The 20145-nt window shown below is 66.0% G+C and carries 24 protein-coding genes and 1 pseudogene; 13 read left to right on the top strand and 12 right to left on the bottom strand.

All coding sequences use genetic code 11. The annotated features are described in order from the left end of the window. The first annotated feature begins 33 nt into the window (after positions 1 to 33). A pseudogene (locus IEW02_RS00515) lies at positions 34 to 597 on the top strand (DinB family protein). Between the two features lie 69 nt (positions 598 to 666). Further along, on the top strand, positions 667 to 1161 hold the full coding sequence (locus tag IEW02_RS00510) for a VOC family protein (RefSeq protein WP_188542771.1): 495 nt from the start codon (positions 667 to 669) through the stop codon (positions 1159 to 1161). Between the two features lie 3 nt (positions 1162 to 1164). On the opposite strand, the gene lat is transcribed toward IEW02_RS00510, so the two are convergent. Beyond that, the gene (gene lat, locus IEW02_RS00505) at positions 1165 to 2508 is read right to left on the bottom strand and encodes an L-lysine 6-transaminase (protein ID WP_188542770.1); all 1344 of its coding nucleotides are present in this window, start codon (positions 2506 to 2508) and stop codon (positions 1165 to 1167) included. Between the two features lie 79 nt (positions 2509 to 2587). Here lat and amaB point away from each other — a divergent pair, with 79 nt between their 5' ends. Together amaB and IEW02_RS00495 are read left to right on the top strand one after the other, a co-directional pair. Next, on the top strand, positions 2588 to 4117 hold the full coding sequence (gene amaB / locus IEW02_RS00500; protein ID WP_371829895.1) for an L-piperidine-6-carboxylate dehydrogenase: 1530 nt from the start codon (positions 2588 to 2590) through the stop codon (positions 4115 to 4117). Then, on the top strand, positions 4114 to 4323 hold the full coding sequence (locus IEW02_RS00495) for an RNA-binding S4 domain-containing protein (RefSeq protein WP_188542768.1): 210 nt from the start codon (positions 4114 to 4116) through the stop codon (positions 4321 to 4323). Before amaB ends, IEW02_RS00495 begins: the two co-directional genes overlap by 4 nt. Here IEW02_RS00495 and IEW02_RS00490 read toward each other — a convergent pair. Further along, positions 4313 to 4783: a DUF4188 domain-containing protein gene (locus IEW02_RS00490; RefSeq protein WP_188542767.1), complete on the bottom strand. Its 471-nt coding sequence runs from the start codon at positions 4781 to 4783 to the stop codon at positions 4313 to 4315. The genes IEW02_RS00495 and IEW02_RS00490 overlap by 11 nt on opposite strands. A 36-nt stretch (positions 4784 to 4819) precedes the next feature. Between IEW02_RS00490 and IEW02_RS00485 the strand changes: the two genes are divergently transcribed. From IEW02_RS00485 to yidC, 3 genes are all read left to right on the top strand, one after another. Then, entirely contained in the window at positions 4820 to 5419 is a 600-nt protein-coding gene (locus IEW02_RS00485) for a MerR family transcriptional regulator (protein ID WP_188542766.1), read from the top strand. 42 nt (positions 5420 to 5461) lie between these two features. Beyond that, the gene (locus IEW02_RS00480) at positions 5462 to 5749 is read left to right on the top strand and encodes a DUF6412 domain-containing protein (protein WP_188544092.1); all 288 of its coding nucleotides are present in this window, start codon (positions 5462 to 5464) and stop codon (positions 5747 to 5749) included. A 62-nt stretch (positions 5750 to 5811) separates the two neighbouring features. Continuing rightward, complete coding sequence (yidC, locus tag IEW02_RS00475) at positions 5812 to 6648, top strand: membrane protein insertase YidC (protein ID WP_188542765.1); 837 nt, start codon at positions 5812 to 5814, stop codon at positions 6646 to 6648. Here yidC and IEW02_RS00470 read toward each other — a convergent pair. After that, positions 6608 to 7810: a cytochrome P450 family protein gene (locus tag IEW02_RS00470; RefSeq protein WP_188542764.1), complete on the bottom strand. Its 1203-nt coding sequence runs from the start codon at positions 7808 to 7810 to the stop codon at positions 6608 to 6610. The genes yidC and IEW02_RS00470 overlap by 41 nt on opposite strands. 22 nt (positions 7811 to 7832) lie before the next feature. Between IEW02_RS00470 and IEW02_RS00465 the strand changes: the two genes are divergently transcribed. Continuing rightward, the gene (locus tag IEW02_RS00465; protein ID WP_188542763.1) at positions 7833 to 8309 is read left to right on the top strand and encodes a hypothetical protein; all 477 of its coding nucleotides are present in this window, start codon (positions 7833 to 7835) and stop codon (positions 8307 to 8309) included. 138 nt (positions 8310 to 8447) lie between these two features. Next, positions 8448 to 9269 (top strand): adenylate/guanylate cyclase domain-containing protein, encoded by an 822-nt coding sequence (locus IEW02_RS00460; protein ID WP_188542762.1) that lies wholly within the window; start codon positions 8448 to 8450, stop codon positions 9267 to 9269. Here the strand turns inward: IEW02_RS00460 and rraA are convergent. Continuing rightward, entirely contained in the window at positions 9245 to 9745 is a 501-nt protein-coding gene (rraA, locus tag IEW02_RS00455; RefSeq protein WP_188542761.1) for a ribonuclease E activity regulator RraA, read from the bottom strand. The two genes, IEW02_RS00460 and rraA, sit on opposite strands and share 25 nt — an antisense overlap. Before the next feature lie 231 nt (positions 9746 to 9976). Here rraA and IEW02_RS00450 point away from each other — a divergent pair, with 231 nt between their 5' ends. Continuing rightward, positions 9977 to 10207: a DUF6480 family protein gene (locus IEW02_RS00450; protein ID WP_188542760.1), complete on the top strand. Its 231-nt coding sequence runs from the start codon at positions 9977 to 9979 to the stop codon at positions 10205 to 10207. Here the strand turns inward: IEW02_RS00450 and IEW02_RS00445 are convergent. Further along, positions 10204 to 10977 (bottom strand): MerR family transcriptional regulator, encoded by a 774-nt coding sequence (locus IEW02_RS00445; protein ID WP_188542759.1) that lies wholly within the window; start codon positions 10975 to 10977, stop codon positions 10204 to 10206. The two genes, IEW02_RS00450 and IEW02_RS00445, sit on opposite strands and share 4 nt — an antisense overlap. Positions 10978 to 11083: 106 nt before the next feature. On the opposite strand from IEW02_RS00445, the gene IEW02_RS00440 reads away from it, so the two are divergent. Beyond that, positions 11084 to 12634, top strand: a complete 1551-nt coding sequence (locus IEW02_RS00440; RefSeq protein WP_188542758.1) for a succinic semialdehyde dehydrogenase — start codon at positions 11084 to 11086, stop codon at positions 12632 to 12634. On the opposite strand, the gene IEW02_RS00435 is transcribed toward IEW02_RS00440, so the two are convergent. From IEW02_RS00435 to IEW02_RS00415, 6 genes are read right to left on the bottom strand one after another with little or no spacing between them, the layout of a single operon-like run. Further along, positions 12635 to 14029, bottom strand: a complete 1395-nt coding sequence (locus IEW02_RS00435; RefSeq protein ID WP_188542757.1) for an outer membrane protein assembly factor BamB family protein — start codon at positions 14027 to 14029, stop codon at positions 12635 to 12637. Positions 14030 to 14049: 20 nt separating this feature from the next. Beyond that, entirely contained in the window at positions 14050 to 14952 is a 903-nt protein-coding gene (locus IEW02_RS00430; protein WP_229745706.1) for a CopD family protein, read from the bottom strand. Between the two features lie 4 nt (positions 14953 to 14956). Beyond that, positions 14957 to 15463 (bottom strand): copper resistance CopC family protein, encoded by a 507-nt coding sequence (locus IEW02_RS25005; protein ID WP_229745705.1) that lies wholly within the window; start codon positions 15461 to 15463, stop codon positions 14957 to 14959. Next, a complete protein-coding gene (locus IEW02_RS25000) occupies positions 15460 to 16101 on the bottom strand; it encodes a YcnI family copper-binding membrane protein (protein ID WP_229745704.1) in 642 nt (213 codons plus the stop codon). Before IEW02_RS25000 ends, IEW02_RS25005 begins: the two co-directional genes overlap by 4 nt. Before the next feature lie 36 nt (positions 16102 to 16137). Then, the gene (locus tag IEW02_RS00420) at positions 16138 to 16656 is read right to left on the bottom strand and encodes a hypothetical protein (protein WP_229745703.1); all 519 of its coding nucleotides are present in this window, start codon (positions 16654 to 16656) and stop codon (positions 16138 to 16140) included. A 13-nt stretch (positions 16657 to 16669) separates the two neighbouring features. Beyond that, entirely contained in the window at positions 16670 to 17308 is a 639-nt protein-coding gene (locus tag IEW02_RS00415; RefSeq protein WP_188542754.1) for a DUF6474 family protein, read from the bottom strand. 91 nt (positions 17309 to 17399) lie between these two features. Between IEW02_RS00415 and IEW02_RS00410 the strand changes: the two genes are divergently transcribed. Beyond that, complete coding sequence (locus IEW02_RS00410; RefSeq protein ID WP_188542753.1) at positions 17400 to 19013, top strand: TM0106 family RecB-like putative nuclease; 1614 nt, start codon at positions 17400 to 17402, stop codon at positions 19011 to 19013. Continuing rightward, positions 19010 to 19246: a hypothetical protein gene (locus tag IEW02_RS00405; protein ID WP_188542752.1), complete on the top strand. Its 237-nt coding sequence runs from the start codon at positions 19010 to 19012 to the stop codon at positions 19244 to 19246. The genes IEW02_RS00410 and IEW02_RS00405 overlap by 4 nt, the downstream gene beginning before the upstream one ends. 131 nt (positions 19247 to 19377) lie before the next feature. Here the strand turns inward: IEW02_RS00405 and IEW02_RS00400 are convergent, their stop codons facing one another. Next, positions 19378 to 20145 (bottom strand): SDR family NAD(P)-dependent oxidoreductase, encoded by a 768-nt coding sequence (locus IEW02_RS00400; protein WP_188542751.1) that lies wholly within the window; start codon positions 20143 to 20145, stop codon positions 19378 to 19380.

The following is a 20145-nucleotide window of genomic DNA, read 5'->3' as shown; positions in this document are numbered from 1 at the left end:
GACGATCGAGCCATGCCGGAATCGACAGAAGTCATGAAAGCAGATTTACAGGGATACCTACAGGCCGCGCGGGATGCGATCGTGTGGAAGCTGGACGGTGCGTCCGACTACGACATCCGCCGGCCGATGACGCCGACCGGGACCAACCTGTTGGGCCTGGTCAAGCATCTGACGTTCGTCGAGTAGTACGGGTATTTCGGCGACACGTTCGGCCGACCCTCCGGGCTGGAACCGCCGTGGGCGGGCGGCGAGGATCAGGCAGACATGTACGCCGTGGCCGGTGAGTCACGCGAGCAGATCCTGGACGGATACCGGGCGGCGTGGGCGCACTCCGATCGGACCATCGTCGAGCTGGATCTCGACACGAGCGGGCACGTTCCACACTGGCCGCAAGAGCGGGCCGCGATCACGCTGCATCGAACGTTGATACACGTCACCGCCGAGACTGCCCGCCACGCCGGTCAGGCGGACATCGTGCGGGAAACGATCGATGGTGTCGCGGGGCTTCGCGCCGTCGGGGACAACCTCGGGGACGTCGAAGCCGGCTACCTGGAGAAGTTGGAAGCGATCGCGCGGGAGTTCGGCCCCACCCCCTAGTCTCGGCAGAACGGGGACGTGTCGCAAATGTTCAAGACGGCGCGGTCCCTCGTGTCCGAGAATCGAAACATGACCACAACAGCAGCTACCGGAGAATTCACCACCGACGGCCTGCCACACGGGCGCACGTCGCTGACCCCGCACATCGTCGTAGCTCGTGCGGCCGACGCCATCGACTTCTACCGCGACGTGTTCGGAGCCACGGTGCACGGCGTGACCAGGTTCGGGGACATCGTCGCGCACGCCGAGATCGAATTCGCCTCGGGCAGGATGACATTGAGTGACTCGATGGAGTCTTATGGCCTGGTTGCCCCCACCGCAGGCGCGGCCGTCTCCTACTCGCTTGCACTGTACGTTCCCGACGTCGACGACGTGGTGACACGCGCCGCCGACGCGGGTGCAACGATCCGGGAACCGGTGTCCACCTTCGTCTCCGGCGACCGTTTCGGTTCGATCCTGGACCCGTTCGGCGTCCGGTGGTCGGTGCAGACTCGCGTCGACGACCTGTCGGACGAGGAGAGCAACCGTCGCGTCGAGGAGTGGGCGGCTACGCAGCAGGGCTGATCGTCAGTGGTGCGATCCGAGCACCCGATCCAGCGCAGCAACCGCAGCGTCGAGGTCCGCCTCGGTGACCGTGAGCGCCGGCCGGAACCGGACACTGCGCTCCCCGCAACCGAGCATCAGAACGTGCTCCTCGGTGCGCATCCGCTCGACGAGCTCGTCACGGGATGTGCCGTCGGGCATCGAGAAGGCGGTCATCAGGCCGCGACCGCGCACGTTGTCGATGTGGTTGTGCCGCAGAGTCAATGAACGCAGTCCCGTCAGGAGATACGAGCCCAGCTCGCCCGCCCGAGCGATCAGATCCTCGGACTCGACGACCTCGAGGATGCGGCGTGCGCGCACCATGTCAGTGAGGCTGCCGCCCCAGGTGGAGTTGATGCGCGAAGACACCGTGAACACATTGTCCGGCACCTCGTCGACCTTCCCGCCGGCCATCACGCCGCAGACCTGGGTCTTCTTGCCGAAGGACATGACGTCGGGTGCCACCCCGAGCTGCTGGAATGCCCAAGCGCTGCCGGTCATTCCGGCTCCGGACTGCACCTCGTCGAAGACGAGCAAGGCGTCGAACTCGTCGCACAACGCGCGCAGACCCTGCAAGTACTGCGGACGGAAGTGGTGGTCGCCGCCCTCGCCCTGAATGGGTTCGAGGATCAGGCACGCCACGTCGTGCAGGTCGGCCTCGAACGCACGACGAGCTGCGTCGAGCGAATGCTGTTCCAGGGCATCCATGTCCGCGCCGTCACGGATGTAGGGAGACGAGATGCGCGGCCAGTCGAACTTCGGGAACCGGGCGACCTTGATGGGGTCGGTGTTCGTCAGCGACATCGTGTATCCGGAGCGGCCGTGGAACGCGTGCTCGAGGTGCATGACCTTGGTCCCGAGCGCGGGGTCGATCCCATGCGCTTCGTTCCAGCGACTCTTCCAATCGAACGCGACCTTCAGCGCGTTCTCGACCGCGAGCGCGCCGCCTTCGACGAAGAACAGGTGCGGCAAGCGAGCATCACCCAGGACGCGGGCGAACGTGTCCACGAAGCCGGCCATGGCCGCGGTGTAGACGTCGGAATTGCTCGGCTTGTGCAGGGCAGCCTCGAGGAGGTCGGCGCGGAACCGCTCGTCGTCCACGAGGGCAGGGTGATTCATGCCCAGCGCGTTCGATGCGAAAAACGTGAACATGTCGAGGTAACGCGATCCGTCGCGGGCATCGACGAGAGTCGATCCCTGCGACTCCGTCAGGTCCAGGACCATCTCGAAGCCATCGGCCAGCATGTGGCTTCCGATGACCTCGTGCACGGCAGTCGCGTCGACCGGCTGGTGGGCGGGGTAGGCCGGACGTCGTAAGACTTGTGTCATGGATGGCAACGTACGCGATAATATTTCGTCAAACAACAGATAGACCATAATTTGTCCTGTGTTGACTCGATCGGACAGAATGGATCCCATGACATCGACCTCCGACCTGACCACCAGGACCGCCGAGCTCCTCACCGCCATGGGCGCCGACGCGTCGTTCGCCGCTGCGACACCGGACGGCGCAGGCCTGGTGACGTCGTCACCCATCACCGGCGGCACGCTGGGATATCTGCAGCCGTCGGCGGACCCGTCGACCGTCGTCGACGACGCGGTGGCGGCATTCCGGACCTGGTCGACGGTCCCCGCGCCGGTGCGCGGTGGCGTCGTCCGCGAACTCGGGGAGTTGCTGCGCGAGCACAAGGATGCGCTCGGCGAGTTGGTGTCCATCGAGGCCGGCAAGATCGTCAGCGAGGGACGCGGTGAGGTTCAGGAGATGATCGACATCTGCGATTTCGGTGTCGGTCTCTCGCGTCAGCTCTACGGAAACACGATCGCCACCGAGCGCCCGGGCCACCGCATGATGGAGCAGTGGCATCCCCTCGGCGTCGTCGCCGTGATCACGGCCTTCAACTTCCCGGTCGCCGTGTGGTCCTGGAACACCGTGTTGGCCTTGGTGGCCGGTGACACCGTCGTGTGGAAGCCGTCGGAGAAGACACCGCTCACTGCCGTGGCCGTGCAAGCGATTTTCGAACAGGCCGCTGACCGGGCAGGGGTCGACCCGAAGATTGCGCAGCTCATCATCGGTGAACGCGACGCCGGTGAAGCACTGGTCGACGATCCACGCGTAGCGCTCGTGTCCGCCACCGGTTCGACTCGGATGGGTCGTGAGGTGGCGCCGCGCGTCGCGCAGCGGTTCGGCCGAGTTCTGCTGGAGCTGGGCGGAAACAACGCCGCGATCGTCTCCCCCACCGCCGATCTGGATCTGACGGTGCGCGGAATCGTGTTCTCGGCAGCGGGAACTGCCGGGCAGCGATGCACGTCGTTGCGCCGGGTTATCGCGCACGAGTCCATCGTCGACACCCTCGTGGACAGGTTGTCCTCGGCGTACGCGACTCTCCCCATCGGATCTCCCTTGGAGACAACCACTCTGGTCGGTCCCCTGATCGACGAAGCAGCGTACGACGGGTACGTGTCCGCGTTGGAGCAGGCGGCGAGAGACGGTGGCAAGGTGGTGGCCGGGGGTGAGCGGGTCGCTGAGGAGCTCGGTGGTTACTACGTGCAGCCGGCGATCGTGGTGATGCCGGGGCAGACCGAGATCGTCAAGCACGAGACTTTTGCACCGATCATCTACCTCATGTCGTACTCGGATCTCGACGAGGCCATTGCTCTGCACAACGATGTGCCGCAGGGTCTTTCGTCGTCGATCTTCACGACCGACCTGCGCGAGGCCGAACGGTTCCTCTCCGCTGCCGGGTCGGATTGCGGCATCGCCAACGTCAACATCGGACCGTCCGGCGCGGAGATCGGCGGCGCCTTCGGCGGCGAGAAGGAAACCGGTGGCGGGCGTGAGTCCGGCAGCGATGCGTGGAAGTCGTACATGCGGCGTTCGACGAACACCGTCAACTACAGCTCGGAACTGCCCCTCGCGCAGGGAGTCGAGTTCCTGTGACCGTGCCCATCCGTGACGAGTCGATCAGGCTCGGTCAATTCCTGAAGCTGGCCAACATGATCGACTCGGGCGCCGAAGCGAAGATGGTGATTGCCGACGGCGAAGTGACCGTGAACGGCGAGGTGGAGCTGCGTCGCGGGCGGCAACTACGCGTCGGCGACATCGTGACGGTCGGCGGGGTGTCCGTGACCGTCGCTACCGAGTAATGCGTGCGCGGGCAGTGCTTTTCGCCGACAACGGCGCGGCGCTCCCCGCTGCGGCCAACCCCATGACGGGCATGTTCGCGTAGATCGATTCGTGCTGTCCGGGTCCGACGCGGTACGTCTCGTGGAAGATCCCGACGTTTCCGTTTCCGCCGACCCGCTTGTTGAATTCGCGCCATGCCGGCAGGTGTGGGTTGTTCGGATCCTTAGCGAAGGCTTCGAGGGCCTCGAAGCTGCGCCAGTACTGGATCATGGTGATCGTTCGGCCGCCCAACGACGAACTGGCACCGAGCATTCCGAGCTCTGGGTGGGCGGCGAGTTCGCTCAGCATGCGGGGCATGGCCATGAACGGCCGGATCCACTGGTCGATTCGGCGAACTTTGTTGATGCGCATACCGATAACGAAGACGACGAAATCGCCGTCGATCTGTGCCGTGAAGCGGCCGTTCTGGACTGAAGTCATAAATGGATAGTGCTACTATCCAATGGTGATGTCAAGGTGAGAATCTCAGAACTGAGCCGAGCCAGCGGGGTATCCGTCGCGTCCATCAAGTACTACCTCCGCGAGGGATTACTGCCTGCGGGTGCGCAGAGTTCGCCCACCCAGGCGACGTACGACGAAGGCCACGTCCACCGGTTGCGATTGATTCGCGCGCTCGTCGACATCGGCGGACTCCCCATTGCACGAATCCGTGCCACCCTTGCGGCGGTCGACGACGACGGTGCTCCGCTGCACCACGCCTTCGGGGCGGTCATGCACGGCATCGACTCCGTTCCAGATGTCGAACCCGACGTGGGGGAGGTACACGACTGGCTGCGCGCGCGGGAATGGGCAATCGAGGACGGCGCACCCGCTCCGTATCGATTGGCCGAGCTGATCGGCACGTTGCGTACCTTCGGCTTCGGCGTAACGCTGTCCGACTTGGACGCCGTCGCGGATTCGGCGTATGCGACCGCGGAGCTCGAGGTGGGCTATGCGCGCGCCAAGCCAACCCGCACTGCGGCCGTGGAATCGATGCTCATCGGGACCGTCGTCTTCGAACGGGTCCACGCCGAGATCAGGCGGTTGGCGCTCGAAGCGGTGAGCGCTCGGCCGTGATCGCGCTTGCCGCACCAGGTCGTGCGCTCTAGCATCGGACCCATGTCGTTCCGTTGGCTCCTTCTGATGGCGCTGCCTCTCGCAGCGCTTTTCGGCGCCGCGGATGTGCAGACTTCGGTGGGCATCGTCGGTGCCGTCGCAGTTGCTGCTCTCGTCGCTGCGCTCGCATTTCACGTTGCGGGGCAAGAGCGCTCGGCGCTGTTCGCCCCCACTACCGGACCGGCTTCGGACGAACGTTGTCTACACGGCTCGTTCCGCCGCCAATCGAGCCCCGACGCACCGGGGCGGCCCCAACCTCGCGCACCAGGAACCGGTCTCCGGCCGGCCTGAATTCTCCGGGTCGGTCATACGACGTCCAGCTGTCGATGACCCAACTCCTTCCGAGGTGACCCATGCTCGATTTCGTCTATTATCCCGTTTCTGCCCTGTTGTTGTTCTGGCACAATGTCTTTTCCTTCGTCGTCGGTGACCCGTCGAGCGGTCTCGCGTGGTCGCTTGCGGTGATCTTTCTCGTCTTCACCGTGCGACTGTTGCTGGTGCGACCGTTCGTGAAACAAGTCCGCACGCAGCGCATCACGCGGCAGTTGCAGCCCGAGATCAAGGCACTTCGAGAGAAGTACTCCGGCGACAACCGAAGGCTCGCTGAGGAGTTGCAGAAGCTGAACAAGGAGCATGGCGTGAACGCACTCGCCGGGTGCCTCCCGGCGCTGGTGCAGGCGCCGGTGTTCATCGGCTTGTTTCACGTTCTCCGCTCGTTCGACCGCACGGGAACCGCTGCCCACGTACCGTTCCTGGACGCAACCGACCCGATGTCGGCGGCGCAGAACGCGGTGACTCCGAACTACTTCTTCAGCGCCGCAGACGTACAGTCGTTTCTCGACGCACACGTGTTCGGCGCCCCGCTGTCCGCGGTACTCACGGCGGCGTGGAGTCCGGCAGTGCTCGCGGTCGCAGTACCGCTGATGGTGCTGTCCGCCGTCGCAACGTTCGTCACGACGAGAGTCTCGCTGGCTCACCAGGACCCCGTGGTGGCCGACACTGCTCAGGGGCGAATCATGAACCGGGTCATGATGGTGGTGCCACTCGGCGTGCTGGTGGGCGGGCCGTTCGTACCGGTAGCGATCCTGATCTACTTTCTGGCCAACAACGCGTGGACCGCGTTGCAGCAGTGGGTAGTCTTCCGCCGGCTCAGCGCAGCCGAACCGGCAGATGCGTCAGGCCGTGGATGAGATAACTCTCGCGGTACCTCTGTTCGGCCGGCGCCAGGTGGAGGTGCGGAAAGCGTTGCAGCAGTTGGGTGAATGCGATCTGCGCCTCCATCCGAGCCAACGGAGCGCCCACGCAGTAGTGGATGCCGTACCCGAATGCGACGTGGCCGCCCGTGGCGCGGGTGACGTCGAGAACCTCCGGGTTCGGATACTTCTCGCCGTCCCTGTTCGCGGAAAGCAATGCGACGTAGACGAATTCGTCGGCGGGGATCTCGGTTCCGCCGATGACGACAGGCTCCCGTGTATAGCGCAGGGTCGCGAAGTCGATGGGCCCGTCGTATCGCAGGAACTCCTCGACTGCCCCCGGGATCAACGACGGATCGTCGCGGAGGAGGGCAAGCTGATCGGGATTGTGCAGCAAGGCGCATGCGCCGTTGCCGATCAGATTGACGGTGGTCTCGTGGCCGGCGACGAGCAGCAGGAACGCCGTCGACACGAGCTCGGTTTCACTGAGGCGATCACCCTCGTCACGAGCGTCCACCAACATGGTCAACATGTCGTCGGTCGGGGTGGTGCGTTTGGACTGAATCAGCCCGCGTAGGTAGTCGGACATCGACCGCGCGGCTCGTCCCTGATCCGTCGCCACCGCCACGGTGAGCAGCGTGTCCGTCCACGACCGGAAGTCGGCTCGGTCCTCGAACGGAACGCCGAGCAGCTCGCAGATCACCGTGATGGGAAGCGGCACTGCGAAATCCTCGATGAGGTCTGCCGTGTCGCCCTGGTCCATCGCGTCGAGCAGCTCGGTGGTGATGGTCTCGATGCGCGGTCGCATGGAGGCGATGCTCCGCGCAGTGAACGCCTTGTTGACCAGGCTCCGCAGGCGGGTGTGATCCGGGGGGTCGGAGTTGAGCATGCTCGACGACAAGCCCTCACCCACCGTGTACTGCACGCTCGATTTACGCCGCTGAAGTAGTTCGGCCGCGCGGTCGCTGGCCTTGTGGAGGCGCGGATCCGCGAGAGCTGCCCGACCTTCCGCGTAACCCGTCACGACATACGCTTCGCGCCCGTTCACCAACCGCACGTGGTGGACGGGTCCCTTGCCGTGCCACCGGTCGTAGAACGCGTACGGATCGTCGAAGAACGACGAGTCGATGATTTCGAGTCGGTCGGCCTCGGAAGTCATTCCGATATTCTAGGGTCGTCCTATGGTTCGGCAACGAACGATGTGGAGGGTCACGCTGACGACCCTGCTCGCCTTGGGGTCGCTCACAGCCTGTTCGCCGATCGTGGGTCGACCGACGTCGGTGCAGGACATCGAGGTCTCGGTGACGGACGCCGTGCGGTCCGTGACCGTGACGTCCTCGTTCGAGGGAAACAGTCAAACACTCACTGCAACAACAGCTCACGGCACACCACTCGGCCAGGTCTATGGCATCACGGTACCGCGCGTGTTCGAGGTCTACGGGATCTGGAGTGGCACGGCGGATGGGACCGGCGATGTGTCGTCCGGGCTGACGCAGGTGGGGGTGCTCGAACCTGCCCGTTCAGCAGCAACAGGGACGTCCACGACATTCGCGTCGTCGACAGCGTCGGGATTCCTGTACTTCTATGTCGTTCCCCGGTACCGGCCCGACGACCGAACGACGTTGGGCTTCCAGCTCTCGTTGGCGGGCAGCGGCTGAGCGGTCCAGCGGTCGTAGTATGCGTTCGGGTCGCCGAAGAACGACTAGTCGGTCCGCCGCGGTGGGCATGAACAGATTCAAGGGCGGTCGTATGGCTGGGCAACGAGTTCCTGTGACACATCGCGACGGTCGAATGCAGTGAGCGCCACGATCGTCTGGATTGTCGTGGTGGTCCTCGAACTTGCAGCCATCGTCGGGTTGGGTGTCGTGCTCGTCGTGACCCGCCGCCGTCTGCACACGGCGCGCCGCGCGCTCGCACAGAAGTCGGGGCGCCGCCGCCGCTCGGGGCTGGCTCCGCTCGCGGTCCGGACTGCGTTCCGCACGGCGGACTCCGTTGTGCGCAAGGGACTGGGCGCCACGGTGCGTAATTCCGTCGAGGACCTCGCCGGGTGGGCACGTGTCGAACGCCCCGATCTCGCCAGGATGTCGGCCGACGGAGACGTCGTCATCGTGTTTTCCGACATCGAGGGTTCGACGGCTCTCAACGAGGAGCTGGGGGACCGCGGATGGGTGAAATTGCTGGAACGGCACAACAGGCTCGTCTACAAGTGCGTGGCCGACCACGGTGGCCACGTCGTGAAGAACCAGGGCGACGGGTACATGATCGCGTTCACGGACGCGACGCGAGCGGTCCTCTGCGGGGTGCAGGTCCAGACGGCCCTGCGGGAGGACTCGGAGCGCTGGGACCGCATCCGCGTGCGCATGGGGATGCATGTCGGTAGCTCGGTGCGGCGCGGGGACGACCTGTTCGGCCTCAACGTCGCCATGGCCGCACGAGTCGCCGGCCAGGCGGCGGGAGGGGAAATACTCGTCAGCGAACCGGTGCGGGACGCGCTCGGCGCGACGTCCCGGATCGAGCTGGGCAAACCCCGCGAGGTGGAGCTGAAGGGCTTACGCGGACGCTACGAGCTGTACCCGGTCGAGTTGCCGGAGCTTCAGTTGGCGGCCGGTAAAGGCTGAGCTGTGACGACCACGCCGTCGTCGTCGCTGTACACGTATTCGCCGGGAATGAAGGTGATGCCGCCGATCTCCACCGTCACGTTCTTCTCGCCGGAGCCCGTCTGAGTGCTCTTGCGGGGGTTGGTGCCCAACGCTTTGACGCCGATGTTCAGGGTTTTCAGGATCGCCGAATCCCGCACTGCGCCGTTGACGATGACCCCGGACCATCCGTTGTCGACGCCGCGTCCGGCGATGATGTCGCCGACCAGGGCGGTGTGGATGCTCGCGTCGCCGTCCACGACGAGAACGCCGCCGTTGCCGGGCTCACCCAGGGTCTGTTTCACCAGCAGATTGTCTTGAAAGCACTTGATGGTGGTGATGTGACCGGAGAACTCCGTGACCGCGCCGAGCTGCCTGAATTGGGTGTCGCAGCTGCGGATGTCCGGTCCGATCGTGTCGGCGAGATCGGCAGTGGCAACGAATGGCGGGGTGGTCATGCGCCACAGCCTATCCAGCGCTGGTACTCGACTGCGTCATCGCCCGACGCGCGATGACGAAGCTCACGAATTCGACGGTCGCCCCTGCTCAGCGGCCTTCCATGCCGCGGACGAACCGGACATCGGTGGCCGAGATCGGCAATCGAGCCGGTACCCCACGGTTGGCACGGTTGCTCCGGGGGCATCCGTGACTTACACAGACACGTGCTCGACTCGTAGTGAGGACCACCCATGTCGACCCCGTCAGCATCGAACCCAGATCCAGCCGAGGCAGCCGGCCTCGAGCCTGGTGGTGGCGTGGCACCCGGAGACACCCCGCCCACGGCCGCGTCCACCACCGGACCGAATCATGAGCCACCGCAGCGCAGCAGGGCGCCTTTCGTCGTTTTCCTCGTCATCGTCGGCGTCATCGTCGTGCTGATCGCACTCGGCCTGGTTGGGCGTATCGCCGGGTTCGTCTAGACCTCGACGCCGTGCCCTCGCGCGTTGGCGTTCACCACATCTACGAGCCACTGCGCCAACCCCGGCGCGACGTCGTCGTAGTGCTTTCGGAAGCGGTCGTCGCTGACGTACAGCGACGAGACGGTGACGTGCATCCGGTGATCGCACGCGTAGTACCGCTCGATCGAGGCACGGTGGTCTTCGGCGAGAGCGTTCGCTTCGTCGGTCCCGGGTGCGACACCGGACGTCATGGCCTTGGCCAGTGAAGTCTCCAGTGCATCCGTCTCCGCTTTGATGCGCTTCCAGTCGTCTTTGGTGAGGTTGGACGTGTACGCCTGGCTTTGCTTCCAGGCCTCGGTGTCACCCCATCGCTCCTGCGCCTCTGCCTCGTACTCCTCACCGGGCCAGTTGTCGCCCCAGATCTCGCGCTGGTCCTCGGGACTGAGCTTGTTCCCCATCTCGTTCTCCTCCAACAGTCGGTCCAGGGCGGTCGCCATGGACTGCAAGTGTTCGATCTGCTCGTCGAGCAGGCTCCGCTGCCTGCGCAGATGCGCGACGGCATCCACCGATGGATCGTCGAGGAGAACCTGTATCTCCTCGAGTGGAAAGCCCAGCGCTCGGTACGACAGCACCGAGTAGAGACGCTCGACGTCGGTGTCGCTGTACGTCCGGTAGCCGGCGCTCGTGCGAGACGACGGCACCACGAGACCGATCTCGTCGTAGTGATGCAACGTCCTGACACTGATGCCGACCAGACTGGCGACGGCTCCGACGGTCCTTTTGCCTTCCACGTGAACCACCTTGCTTCCTCCCGTTGCGTGAGGGTCAAGTGCCTTGCAACCTACTTACCGGTAAGTTGTCTGTGACCTCGATCAACGCCTACCTGCGGGAGCAACGATGCCAGCACCCACCACCGCCACGTTCACTCGTCTGGCTGCTCTCGCCGCCATCGACGACGTCGCCGCCCGGACCACCAAACCCATCACCGAGGTCTTCACCGGTCGCGAGATGGCGACCATCCCGGTGGGGACGAAAGAGGACGTTCTCGCTGCCGTTGCCACGGCGCGCGCCGCGCAGAAGGAATGGGCCGCGCGTCCCGCCTCGGATCGCGCAGCCATCTTCCACAAGTACCGTGACCTCGTGCTGAAGCACCGCGCCTCGCTCATCGACATGGCGCAGGCCGAGACCGGTAAGTCGCGTGCCGCCGCGCAGGAAGAAGTTCTCGACATCGCGATGACCGCGCGGCATTACGCGCGCACCGCCGAGAAGTTGCTGAAGACCAAGAAGGTGCAGGGCATGTTGCCGGTCCTGACCAAGACGCGGGTCAACTACCAGCCCAAAGGCGTTGTGGGAGTGATCTCCCCGTGGAACTACCCGATGACCTTGGCGGTGTCCGACGCGATCGCCGCGCTGCTCGCCGGTAACGCGGTCGTGCTCAAGCCGGACAGCCAGACTCCGTACTGTGCGCTCGCCTGCGTCGAATTGCTCTACCAGGCAGGGCTTCCCAAGGATCTGTTCCCCGTCGTGCCCGGTCCCGGCTCGGTGGTGGGCACGGCGATCGTCGACAACACCGACTACCTCATGTTCACCGGGTCGACCGCGACGGGTCAGCTGCTCGCGGAGCAGACCGGCCGGCGCCTCATCGGTTTCTCCGCCGAGCTCGGCGGTAAGAACGCCATGATCGTGACAAAGGGAGCGAAGCTCGCCGAGGTTGCCGACGCCGCTGTGCGCGCGTGTTTCTCGAACTCGGGGCAGCTGTGCATCTCGATCGAACGCATCTACGTCGAGAAGGCAGTCGCGGAACAGTTCACGGCCGTGTTCGGTGAACGCGTCCGCAAGATGACACTCGGCGCGGACTACGAGTTCGGCATCGAGATGGGCAGCCTCATCTCCGAGGATCAGGTCAAGACCATCTCCGGCCACGTCGACGACGCAAAGGTCAAGGGCGCCAGAGTGATCGCAGGCGGGAAGGCGCGCCCCGACATCGGTCCGCTCTTCTACGAGCCGACGGTTCTGACGAACGTGACCGACGAGATGGAATGCGCGGCCACCGAGACCTTCGGACCGTTGGTGTCGATCTACCCTGTGGACAACGTGGACGAGGCCGTCGCGAAGGCGAACGACACCGCCTACGGCCTGAACGCGAGTGTGTGGGCCCGTACGAAGGCCGAAGGCGAGGCCATCGCCGCTCGGTTGCACGCCGGCACCGTGAACGTCGACGAAGGCTACGCACCCACCTGGGGTTCCACCGCCGCGCCGATGGGCGGCATGGGTGTCTCGGGTGTCGGTCGTCGCCACGGCGCCGACGGGTTGCTCAAATACACCGAGTCGCAGACGGTTTCGACCACACGATTGATCAACCTCGGCGCGCGGCGTGTACCGCCGAAGCTGTGGGCGCAGGTCATGCCGCGGTTCGTCAAGGCGATGAAGTACGTGCCGGGACGGTAGTCACCGGTAGACGGTGAACTGATCTCGCCACGCGATCGACAACCTGCCGGCGGCGCCGCCGACTCGCACCTCACGAGGGTCGGCGCCCGCCGGCAGGGGAAGAGACCAGACGACGGCTCCGTCGGCAGCGCGGATTGCATGCATGCCGGTGTAGTCGCCGAACACGTAGTAGTTACCGTCGGTTGCGCCTTCCCGGACCCAGTACGCGTCCTGCCACGGCGTCTGCCACCGCCGTTCTCCGGTGGTGACGTCGATGCCGGTAATGGTCCGGGTGTCGGGTGAGGTGACAATGATCGTCTGATCGACCACGGCTTTCACGGCGCTGGTCGGACCACCGGACTCTCTGATGATCATGTCGGGGTTGCGCCAGAGTTCCGCACCCGTTTCGGCGTCGTAGGCGCCGTCCCCGAGAAACAGTGGCCGCGAGTCGTCCCCACGCGCACCCACGTAGGTCAGTGCGGACGACGACGGGATCGCGACTCCGGCAACGGTGGCACCCGATCTGTCGAGCAGCTCCTCCGTGCCGATCAGACCGGCGCGCACGCCGTTCTGTGCACGGACGATATTCGACGAGACGGGACTCGACGACTCCGCGGCGTAGGCGAACAGCGATTCACCGGTGGCGCTGTCGACGACCCGAGTGACAGCCGGCCCGGCGAGAGTGTTCGAAGTGCCGACGGTGGTCAAGCCGCGCACGGGGAACGACTGAGCGTACGAGTAGTGACCCAGAGACTCGAAATCTCGGCGATAAACCGCGTCGGTGTCGTCGACCGTGCCGCGCGTCAGAACGGGGGTGCGTACGTCGTCCCGACCGTCTGGAGGGAGCACGGTCCCGGACACGAACACGTCGTCGCCCGCTGTTTTCACGTCGTCTATGTCGAAATCGACGTCTGCCGAACCGATGGCCTCACCGGAGACGGAGTCGACGAAGGCAACTCGCCGTGCAGACCAACACGCAAGAACGACGCCTCGGGCGGGTGCCGAGCACTGATCGATCTGTCCGACGGCGGTGTGCCACAGGGGGGATCCGTCGGCCACATCGACGCCGACCAATGTCACGTCGGCCACCTCGCGACCGTCACCGACACCGCCGGGGCCGGGAGTTCCGAGTGCGGCGACAATCGACGACGACGTCGTGATCGGCGACCCGTAGCCGTAGTACTCGGACAGTGTGTAGGGCGCAGCGAGTAGTACATGCGTGTCGTCGTCGGACAGTGTGCCCACGTCCAGAATCCAGGCTCTGTCGGGAACCCGGCCGAAATCCGGCGGGGGAGCCGCTACGGTCGGCGCAGGAGACCGGTCGAAGGCATGAACGCCTACCACTGCAACTGCTGCTACGAGGGCTACCCCCAGCGCGAGAGTCTTCCACTTCGCCCGGGCCCACTCGCGGTTCACACAGGAACCGTACGCAACGACTAGGGCGTGGTCGCGAGCGCCGCTGCCAAACCGAAAGCCAGCGCCATCACTGCAGTTTCGATCACCGCATGCCGGAAGGATTCCTCCTCCCGCACGCGGTGATCGCCGATTCGGCTGACCCAGATCCGGCGCAGCCGCCACCCCCCGGCCACCAGAATCACGGTCAGCAGGCTCTTCGCTATCACGATGTGCCCGTACCCGGTACCGACGAGGGCGTCGACGGTACGTAATCGGATCAGCGCGTTGGCAATTCCCGAAATCGACAGGATCACCACACACCAGAACGCAATTCGGGAGTACCGCGGAAGCGTCTGCGCCCAATCACGTCTGCTGCGCAGTGACAGCGCCATCGCGAGCAACATGCCGAGCCACACCGATGCGGCCAGGACATGGAACACATCGAGCAGAGACCCGAACGGCTGCTGCGACATGTGCCCCGAGATCGGGCGGGCGATCGACGCGAACGCCGCGAGCACGACGACGAGAACCGTCGACCATTCCGCACCCGATCGCGCGGCGGCGACGGCGACGCCGGTGATCACGATCAAGCACACCAGGGTGGCGACACCGATCTGCCCGACCGAGATGTTCTGCAGGAAGTTCAGGAACGCCGGAACCGGCACCGACCAGACTCGACGCCCCGACACGTCGGCAGCAGCCAGCGCCAGCAGAAACGCCTCTGCCACAGCCCATCCTGCAGACAGAGCGGCTATCGACGTCCACTGCGGACGGGAGAACAAGCCCAGCGCACCGAATCCCAGCACGGTCGAACCGAGAAGGAGCGAGAGGACCCGAACGATACTGCCGCTGTCGGGCCCGAGCGGTTGGGACAGTGCCCAACCGATCGCGACACCGACGAGACCGGTGGGGACGACGGCCGCTGCCGCGTACCGCCGTCCCACCCGCTCAGGCCTTCTTGCGCAGGGCGAAGAACAGACCGCCCGCGAAGACGACGACCGCCGCAACGAGGAACGGCCACAACGGAACTCCGCCCGCCGACGAATCCGACGCAGCATCCGCGTCGGCGGCCGGTCCGGGTGTTCCGGATCCGGCCGCCGTCAGGTCGAACGTCCGGGTCCCGCTGACGGGATGACCGTCGGCGGAGGTGACGCGGTACGCGATCGTGTACGTCCCGGTGGGACCCAGATCGCCGACGTCGACCGAGACCGTCGCTCCCGACACCGTGGGATCGCTACGCGACCACAGGTTTCCGTCCGGTCCCACGACGGTCAAAGACGCGAACTGCGACTGGATGGCCTCGTTGAACGTCACGCTGGCCTGCGCGGGACCGGTGTCGACGCTGGACGCGTTCTCCGGTGTGCTCGACACGGCGACCGAGTGAGCCGACGCCGTTCCTACCGACAGCGTCAGCGCGGCAAGCACTCCCACGATCAGCGCAGCGAGGCGTTTCACGAGCGTCGGCTCCTGACGGTGGCTCCGATTCCCAGCGCGGCACCGAGTGCGCCGAGGACCAGACCGATGCCCCCGAGCCACCGGGCGGTGGTGTCGGAGTCGGACGAGCTCGGTGCAGCGACGGCGGAGGCGACGGTGTCGTCCGACCCGGCCGCCAATTCGAGTGTCGGCGAGGGGTGTTCGGGTTCTTCTCCACTGGCGGGCGTGGCTTCGTTCCAGTCGACCACCGACCCGTCGCTGTAGGTCTGGGTGGCCGGGAACTCCACCTCGTCCTGTGCGGGGAGCGGTCCGGCGCTGACGACGAATCGTTGGAACTCGCCGGGCGGAACGCCCGCACCGGGGTTGGCGGTCCAGGTGACGGACGTGACGAGGTCGCCGCCGTCCTTCTCGGTCGTGGCCGTCCATCCGGGGATGGGTTCGGTACGGGCCGATGCGAGGCCGGGCAGTTCGACGGTGACGGCAGTGGTGCTGGCCGTCTCCGATTCCGTCGGGACGCGGAACTCGAGCACGGTGTACCCGCCTTGTGCCGCGGACGGGGCGTTGACGGAAACGTGTGCGGAGGCAACTCCGCTCGCGGCCAGGAGGGCGGCGGTGGTCAGGGCAGTCGTGCCGAGGGCACGCCGAATAGAGGTGTTCATGGTTGTGCTTTCTCGAGTCGTGGAAGGGGTGGTGCGTCAGAACGACGCGACCGGCGGCCCACGCCTCGAGATGTCGAACTGCAGATCGGTTCGGTTCGGCAGGGCGGCGACGTCGCTGGTCGGGAGCAGTGTCACCGCAACCCACGGCCGAGAGAGGGGTGCGAGCAACGGCGCACGCAGCACCGAGGTGATCGGCCCGTACAGACGTTCGGCGGCGACGACCAGGAGTGCGCATGCGGTGACGGCCGCGGCGTGCGCTCCCCACATCGGTGCGCTCATCGAGGGGTGCGTCATTGCCGCATCGGACGGGCCGAGGTGTAGGGACAGCGCCCAGTGCGCGAGACCCTGTCCCGCCGCGAGCCACCCCACCAGTACGGGGAGCGACGGCGCCGACGGGGACACGGTCGCGGCGCCGACCCCGACGCACACGCACAGCGCGAGGAGGAACACCCACGACGTGGAGGACGGAATCCCGCCTCCACCCACACCGTGAGCCGCGACCGCGAGAGCTGCGGTCAGGGCACCGACGGAACCCCCACGTAGCTCTCGTGTCACGGCGTCGATTGGGTCAGCGCACGCCGAGGCGGGCGAGGATGTCGGCCTCGATGCCGTCGAGCTCGTTGCTGATGGCGGCGTGTGCGATCTTGCGGCGGGCGGGCGGCATCTGCTCGGCTGCGCGGACGGCGGTGGTCAGCTCCGTGAGCCGACCCGAGATCGCGGAGACGAACTTGCCGACCTCCTCGCCGGAATGCGTTGCCTCGATCTGCTTGGTGGACCTCTCCGCACCGGAGATCCGCGCGCTCAACTTGGCGCCGTGGCCGGTGAACTCGGCGAGTTCGCCCACGCCGACGCCGATCCGGGTGGCGCGACGCTCGTCGAGCTGCGCGCGGACGACGGTCGACAACTTGTAGGCGATGGGCATCAGGATGGGCGACACCACGCGGGCGATCGCGATGTATTTGCGCACCTTGCCGACGGTCAGCTTGCCTTCGTTGGCAGCCTTCTGCTGAACCTCGTACGTCTTCAGAGCGGCCTTGTCGAGCTTCTGCTGGTTCGCGAGCGCCTTGTTGTCGTTCTTGACGAGCTCCTTGAGCTGCTTGCGCTCGTTCTTGGCGTTGAGCTTGGCTTCGATCTTCGCCTTGTGCAGCAGGGCTTTCGCTTCCGCCTTGCGGGTGGCACGGGAGGTGCGTTTCGTGAACAAGGCCATCGCGAACGATCCCCCTCTGTAGTAGTGCTTTCGCACGAGCCTATCGGGCTGTCACGGCAATCGTGTCACCCCCTGGTTCTACGCTGCGAGAATGAGCTCACGAGTCGAGGACGAGCGGCCTCCGGCCCTCCCGCCGGTGACGATCGACGCCGGGTCGCTGACCCGGTGCCGTCATCGGCTCTATCTCGACACCGCGTACGGCTCGTTGTTGCGCGGGGTGAAGGAAGACGCCGGTGTGGTCCAGCGCCGTGAGGCGGCGGCTGCGCACCGCGAGGTGATCCGGGACGAGATGGCAGGCCTGGGTGCGGTGATCGTGCCAGCGGACACCTCGCGGAACGCGCGCATCGAGGCCACCCTTGCTGCGTGCCGATCCGGCGCCTCGATCGTCTGGGGTGCGGTGTTCGCCGAGGACGACGTGGACGGTCGACGCGGGCGGTGCGACATGTTGATGGCCGACCCGGCCGGCGGGTACGCCCCCGTCCTGGTGGTCAATCACAAGGTCACCGATCCGGGTGCCGGTGCACTTACCTCTCCGCTGGGGGCCTGGGACCCGCGCCCCGACGCAACCCGCAAGGTTCGCTCCCAACTGCGCGATCAGCTGGCGCTCGTCCACGCGCACCGCCTGCTTGCCGTCGTGGGTCTTGCGGGGGCCTCCGACCTCGGCGGCGTGATCGGCTTCGGAGCCGATTGCATGCTGGTCCACGATCTGGCGGCGGTTGCGGGCGAGTACGACGAGCGTTTCGGCGACCGGCTGGCGGTGGCTCAGGGTCGGGCACTGACGGTTCCGTCGCGGGTCGGGGAGTGTCGATCGTGCCGGTGGTGGACCGACTGCAGTGCGCAGCTCGAGGCAGCGCACGACGTGAGCCTGGTTGCTCCCGGTGGTCGAGCGGACGCCTTGCGCGCGGCGGGAATTCGGACAGTCGACGAGCTTGCGCAGTGGACCGGCGGCGTCCCCGAGAACTGGCCGCACGGTGACTTCGCCGAGGCCGTCGTGCTGGCGAGGGCATGGCTGACGAAGGTCCCACTGGTCCGTAAGAGGGCCGAGGTCACGGTGACGCGGGCGGACGTCGAGGTCGACGTCGACATGGAGAGTTACCAGGAACACGGCGCGTACATGTGGGGCACCCTCCTCGACCGGCGCGACGGAACCGTTCCCGAGTACCGCGCGTTCCTGACGTGGGAACCGGTACCGACGCTCGACGAGGCACGGTCGTTCGCCGAGTTCTGGGGTTGGCTGATGGGCAGGCGCGCCGACGCGCACGACGCCGGACAGACGTTCGCGGCGTACTGCTACTCACGGTCGGCCGAGGACAAGTGGCTGCTCGACTCGGCCAGACGATTCGACGGTATGCCGGGCGTCCCCACCGAGGCGGAGATCCGGGAGTTCATCGACGGGCCCGAGTGGGTCGACATGTACATCGCGGTGTCGGAGAACTTCGTGTGCCCGTCGGGCAAGGGACTGAAGAAGGTGGCGCCGGTGGCCGGGTTCACGTGGCGCGATTCCGAGGCCGGCGGGGAAGCGTCGATGGGCTGGTACCGCGAGGCCGTCGGCTACGACGGCGACTCCGACCACTCCCAGCGGACCCGCCTGCTCGAGTACAACGAGGACGACGTGCAGGCCACACGCGCACTGCGGGTGTGGATGGCGGAGCGGGCGGTCGAGGACATCCCGACGGCGGACGACCTGCGCGGCCCCGCGGCATGACGCGGTGGGTCGTACGCGCGGCGTTCGGATCGGTGTTCGCGGTCCTCGTCGTCCTCACCGCCGTGCGGGGAGTCTTCTATCCGGCTGTCGTACGCGACGGTTCTTACGCCACATCCTGGGGCGGTCCGACGCTCGTCGGAGCCTGGGCTGTTCACCTGCTGATCGGTGTCGTGAGCTGCGCCGTCGTGGGGATCGTCGGACGTCGAGTGGACCGGAGAATTGGTCGTCGATAGTTCGACAATGGTGGGCACAAAGCGAGAGACCCGCCAAAGCTGCCGGTCGGGGGTCGGTAGCGTCAGCGGGTCTCTCGGGTAGCAATTCGGTCCACCACGCAGGGCGGATGGGTGGGACCGAAAAACTTTCTCTAGCGCGGCGCCATTCGCAGCGCGCCGTCCATGCGAATGGTTTCGCCATTGAGGTAGTCGTGCTCGACGATCATCTGCGCGAGCTGCGCGTACTCGGTCGGCTTGGCCAGACGCGACGGGAACGGCACGCCCGCTTCGAGGCCCTTGCGGTACTCGGCGTCGACTCCCGCGAGCATCGGGGTATCGACGATTCCGGGCGCGATGGTGTTCACCCGAATGCCGAACTGAGCAAGGTCGCGTGCAGCCGGAACCGTCATACCGGCAACGCCGCCCTTGGATGCGGAGTATGCGATCTGCCCGATCTGGCCTTCGAACGCCGCCACCGACGCGGTGTTGATGACGACGCCGCGCTGTCCGGCCTCGTCGACCGTCGGCAGGGACTGGATGTGGTCCGCGGCGAGGCGCATCACGTTGAAGGTGCCGAGCAGGTTGATGGTGATGACCGTGCGGAAGAGCTCGAGGTCGTGGGGGCCCTTCTTGGACAGGATGCGTCCGGCCCAGCCGACGCCGGCGCAGTTCACGACGATGCGCAGCGGTACTCCCGACTCGGCGATCTGCGCGATCGCGGCGCGGACGCCCTCGTCGCTCGTGACGTCGGCTTCGATCAGCGTGACACCGTCGGGGACGGAACCGGCAGCCTTCTCGATGGACTGAGCGAGGTCCAGACCGAACACCGTGGCGCCCTGTCCGGCCAGTCGTTCGGCGGTGGCGGCTCCGAGACCGGAGGCGCCTCCTGTGACCAGTGCCGCTGTTCCCGCAATCTCCAC

Origin of the sequence: Rhodococcoides trifolii, from assembly GCF_014635345.1 — a bacterium.
Lineage (GTDB): Bacteria > Actinomycetota > Actinomycetes > Mycobacteriales > Mycobacteriaceae > Rhodococcoides > Rhodococcoides trifolii.
Note: the sequence above shows the minus strand (reverse complement) of the source record. Positions and strands in the feature narration are given on the sequence as shown.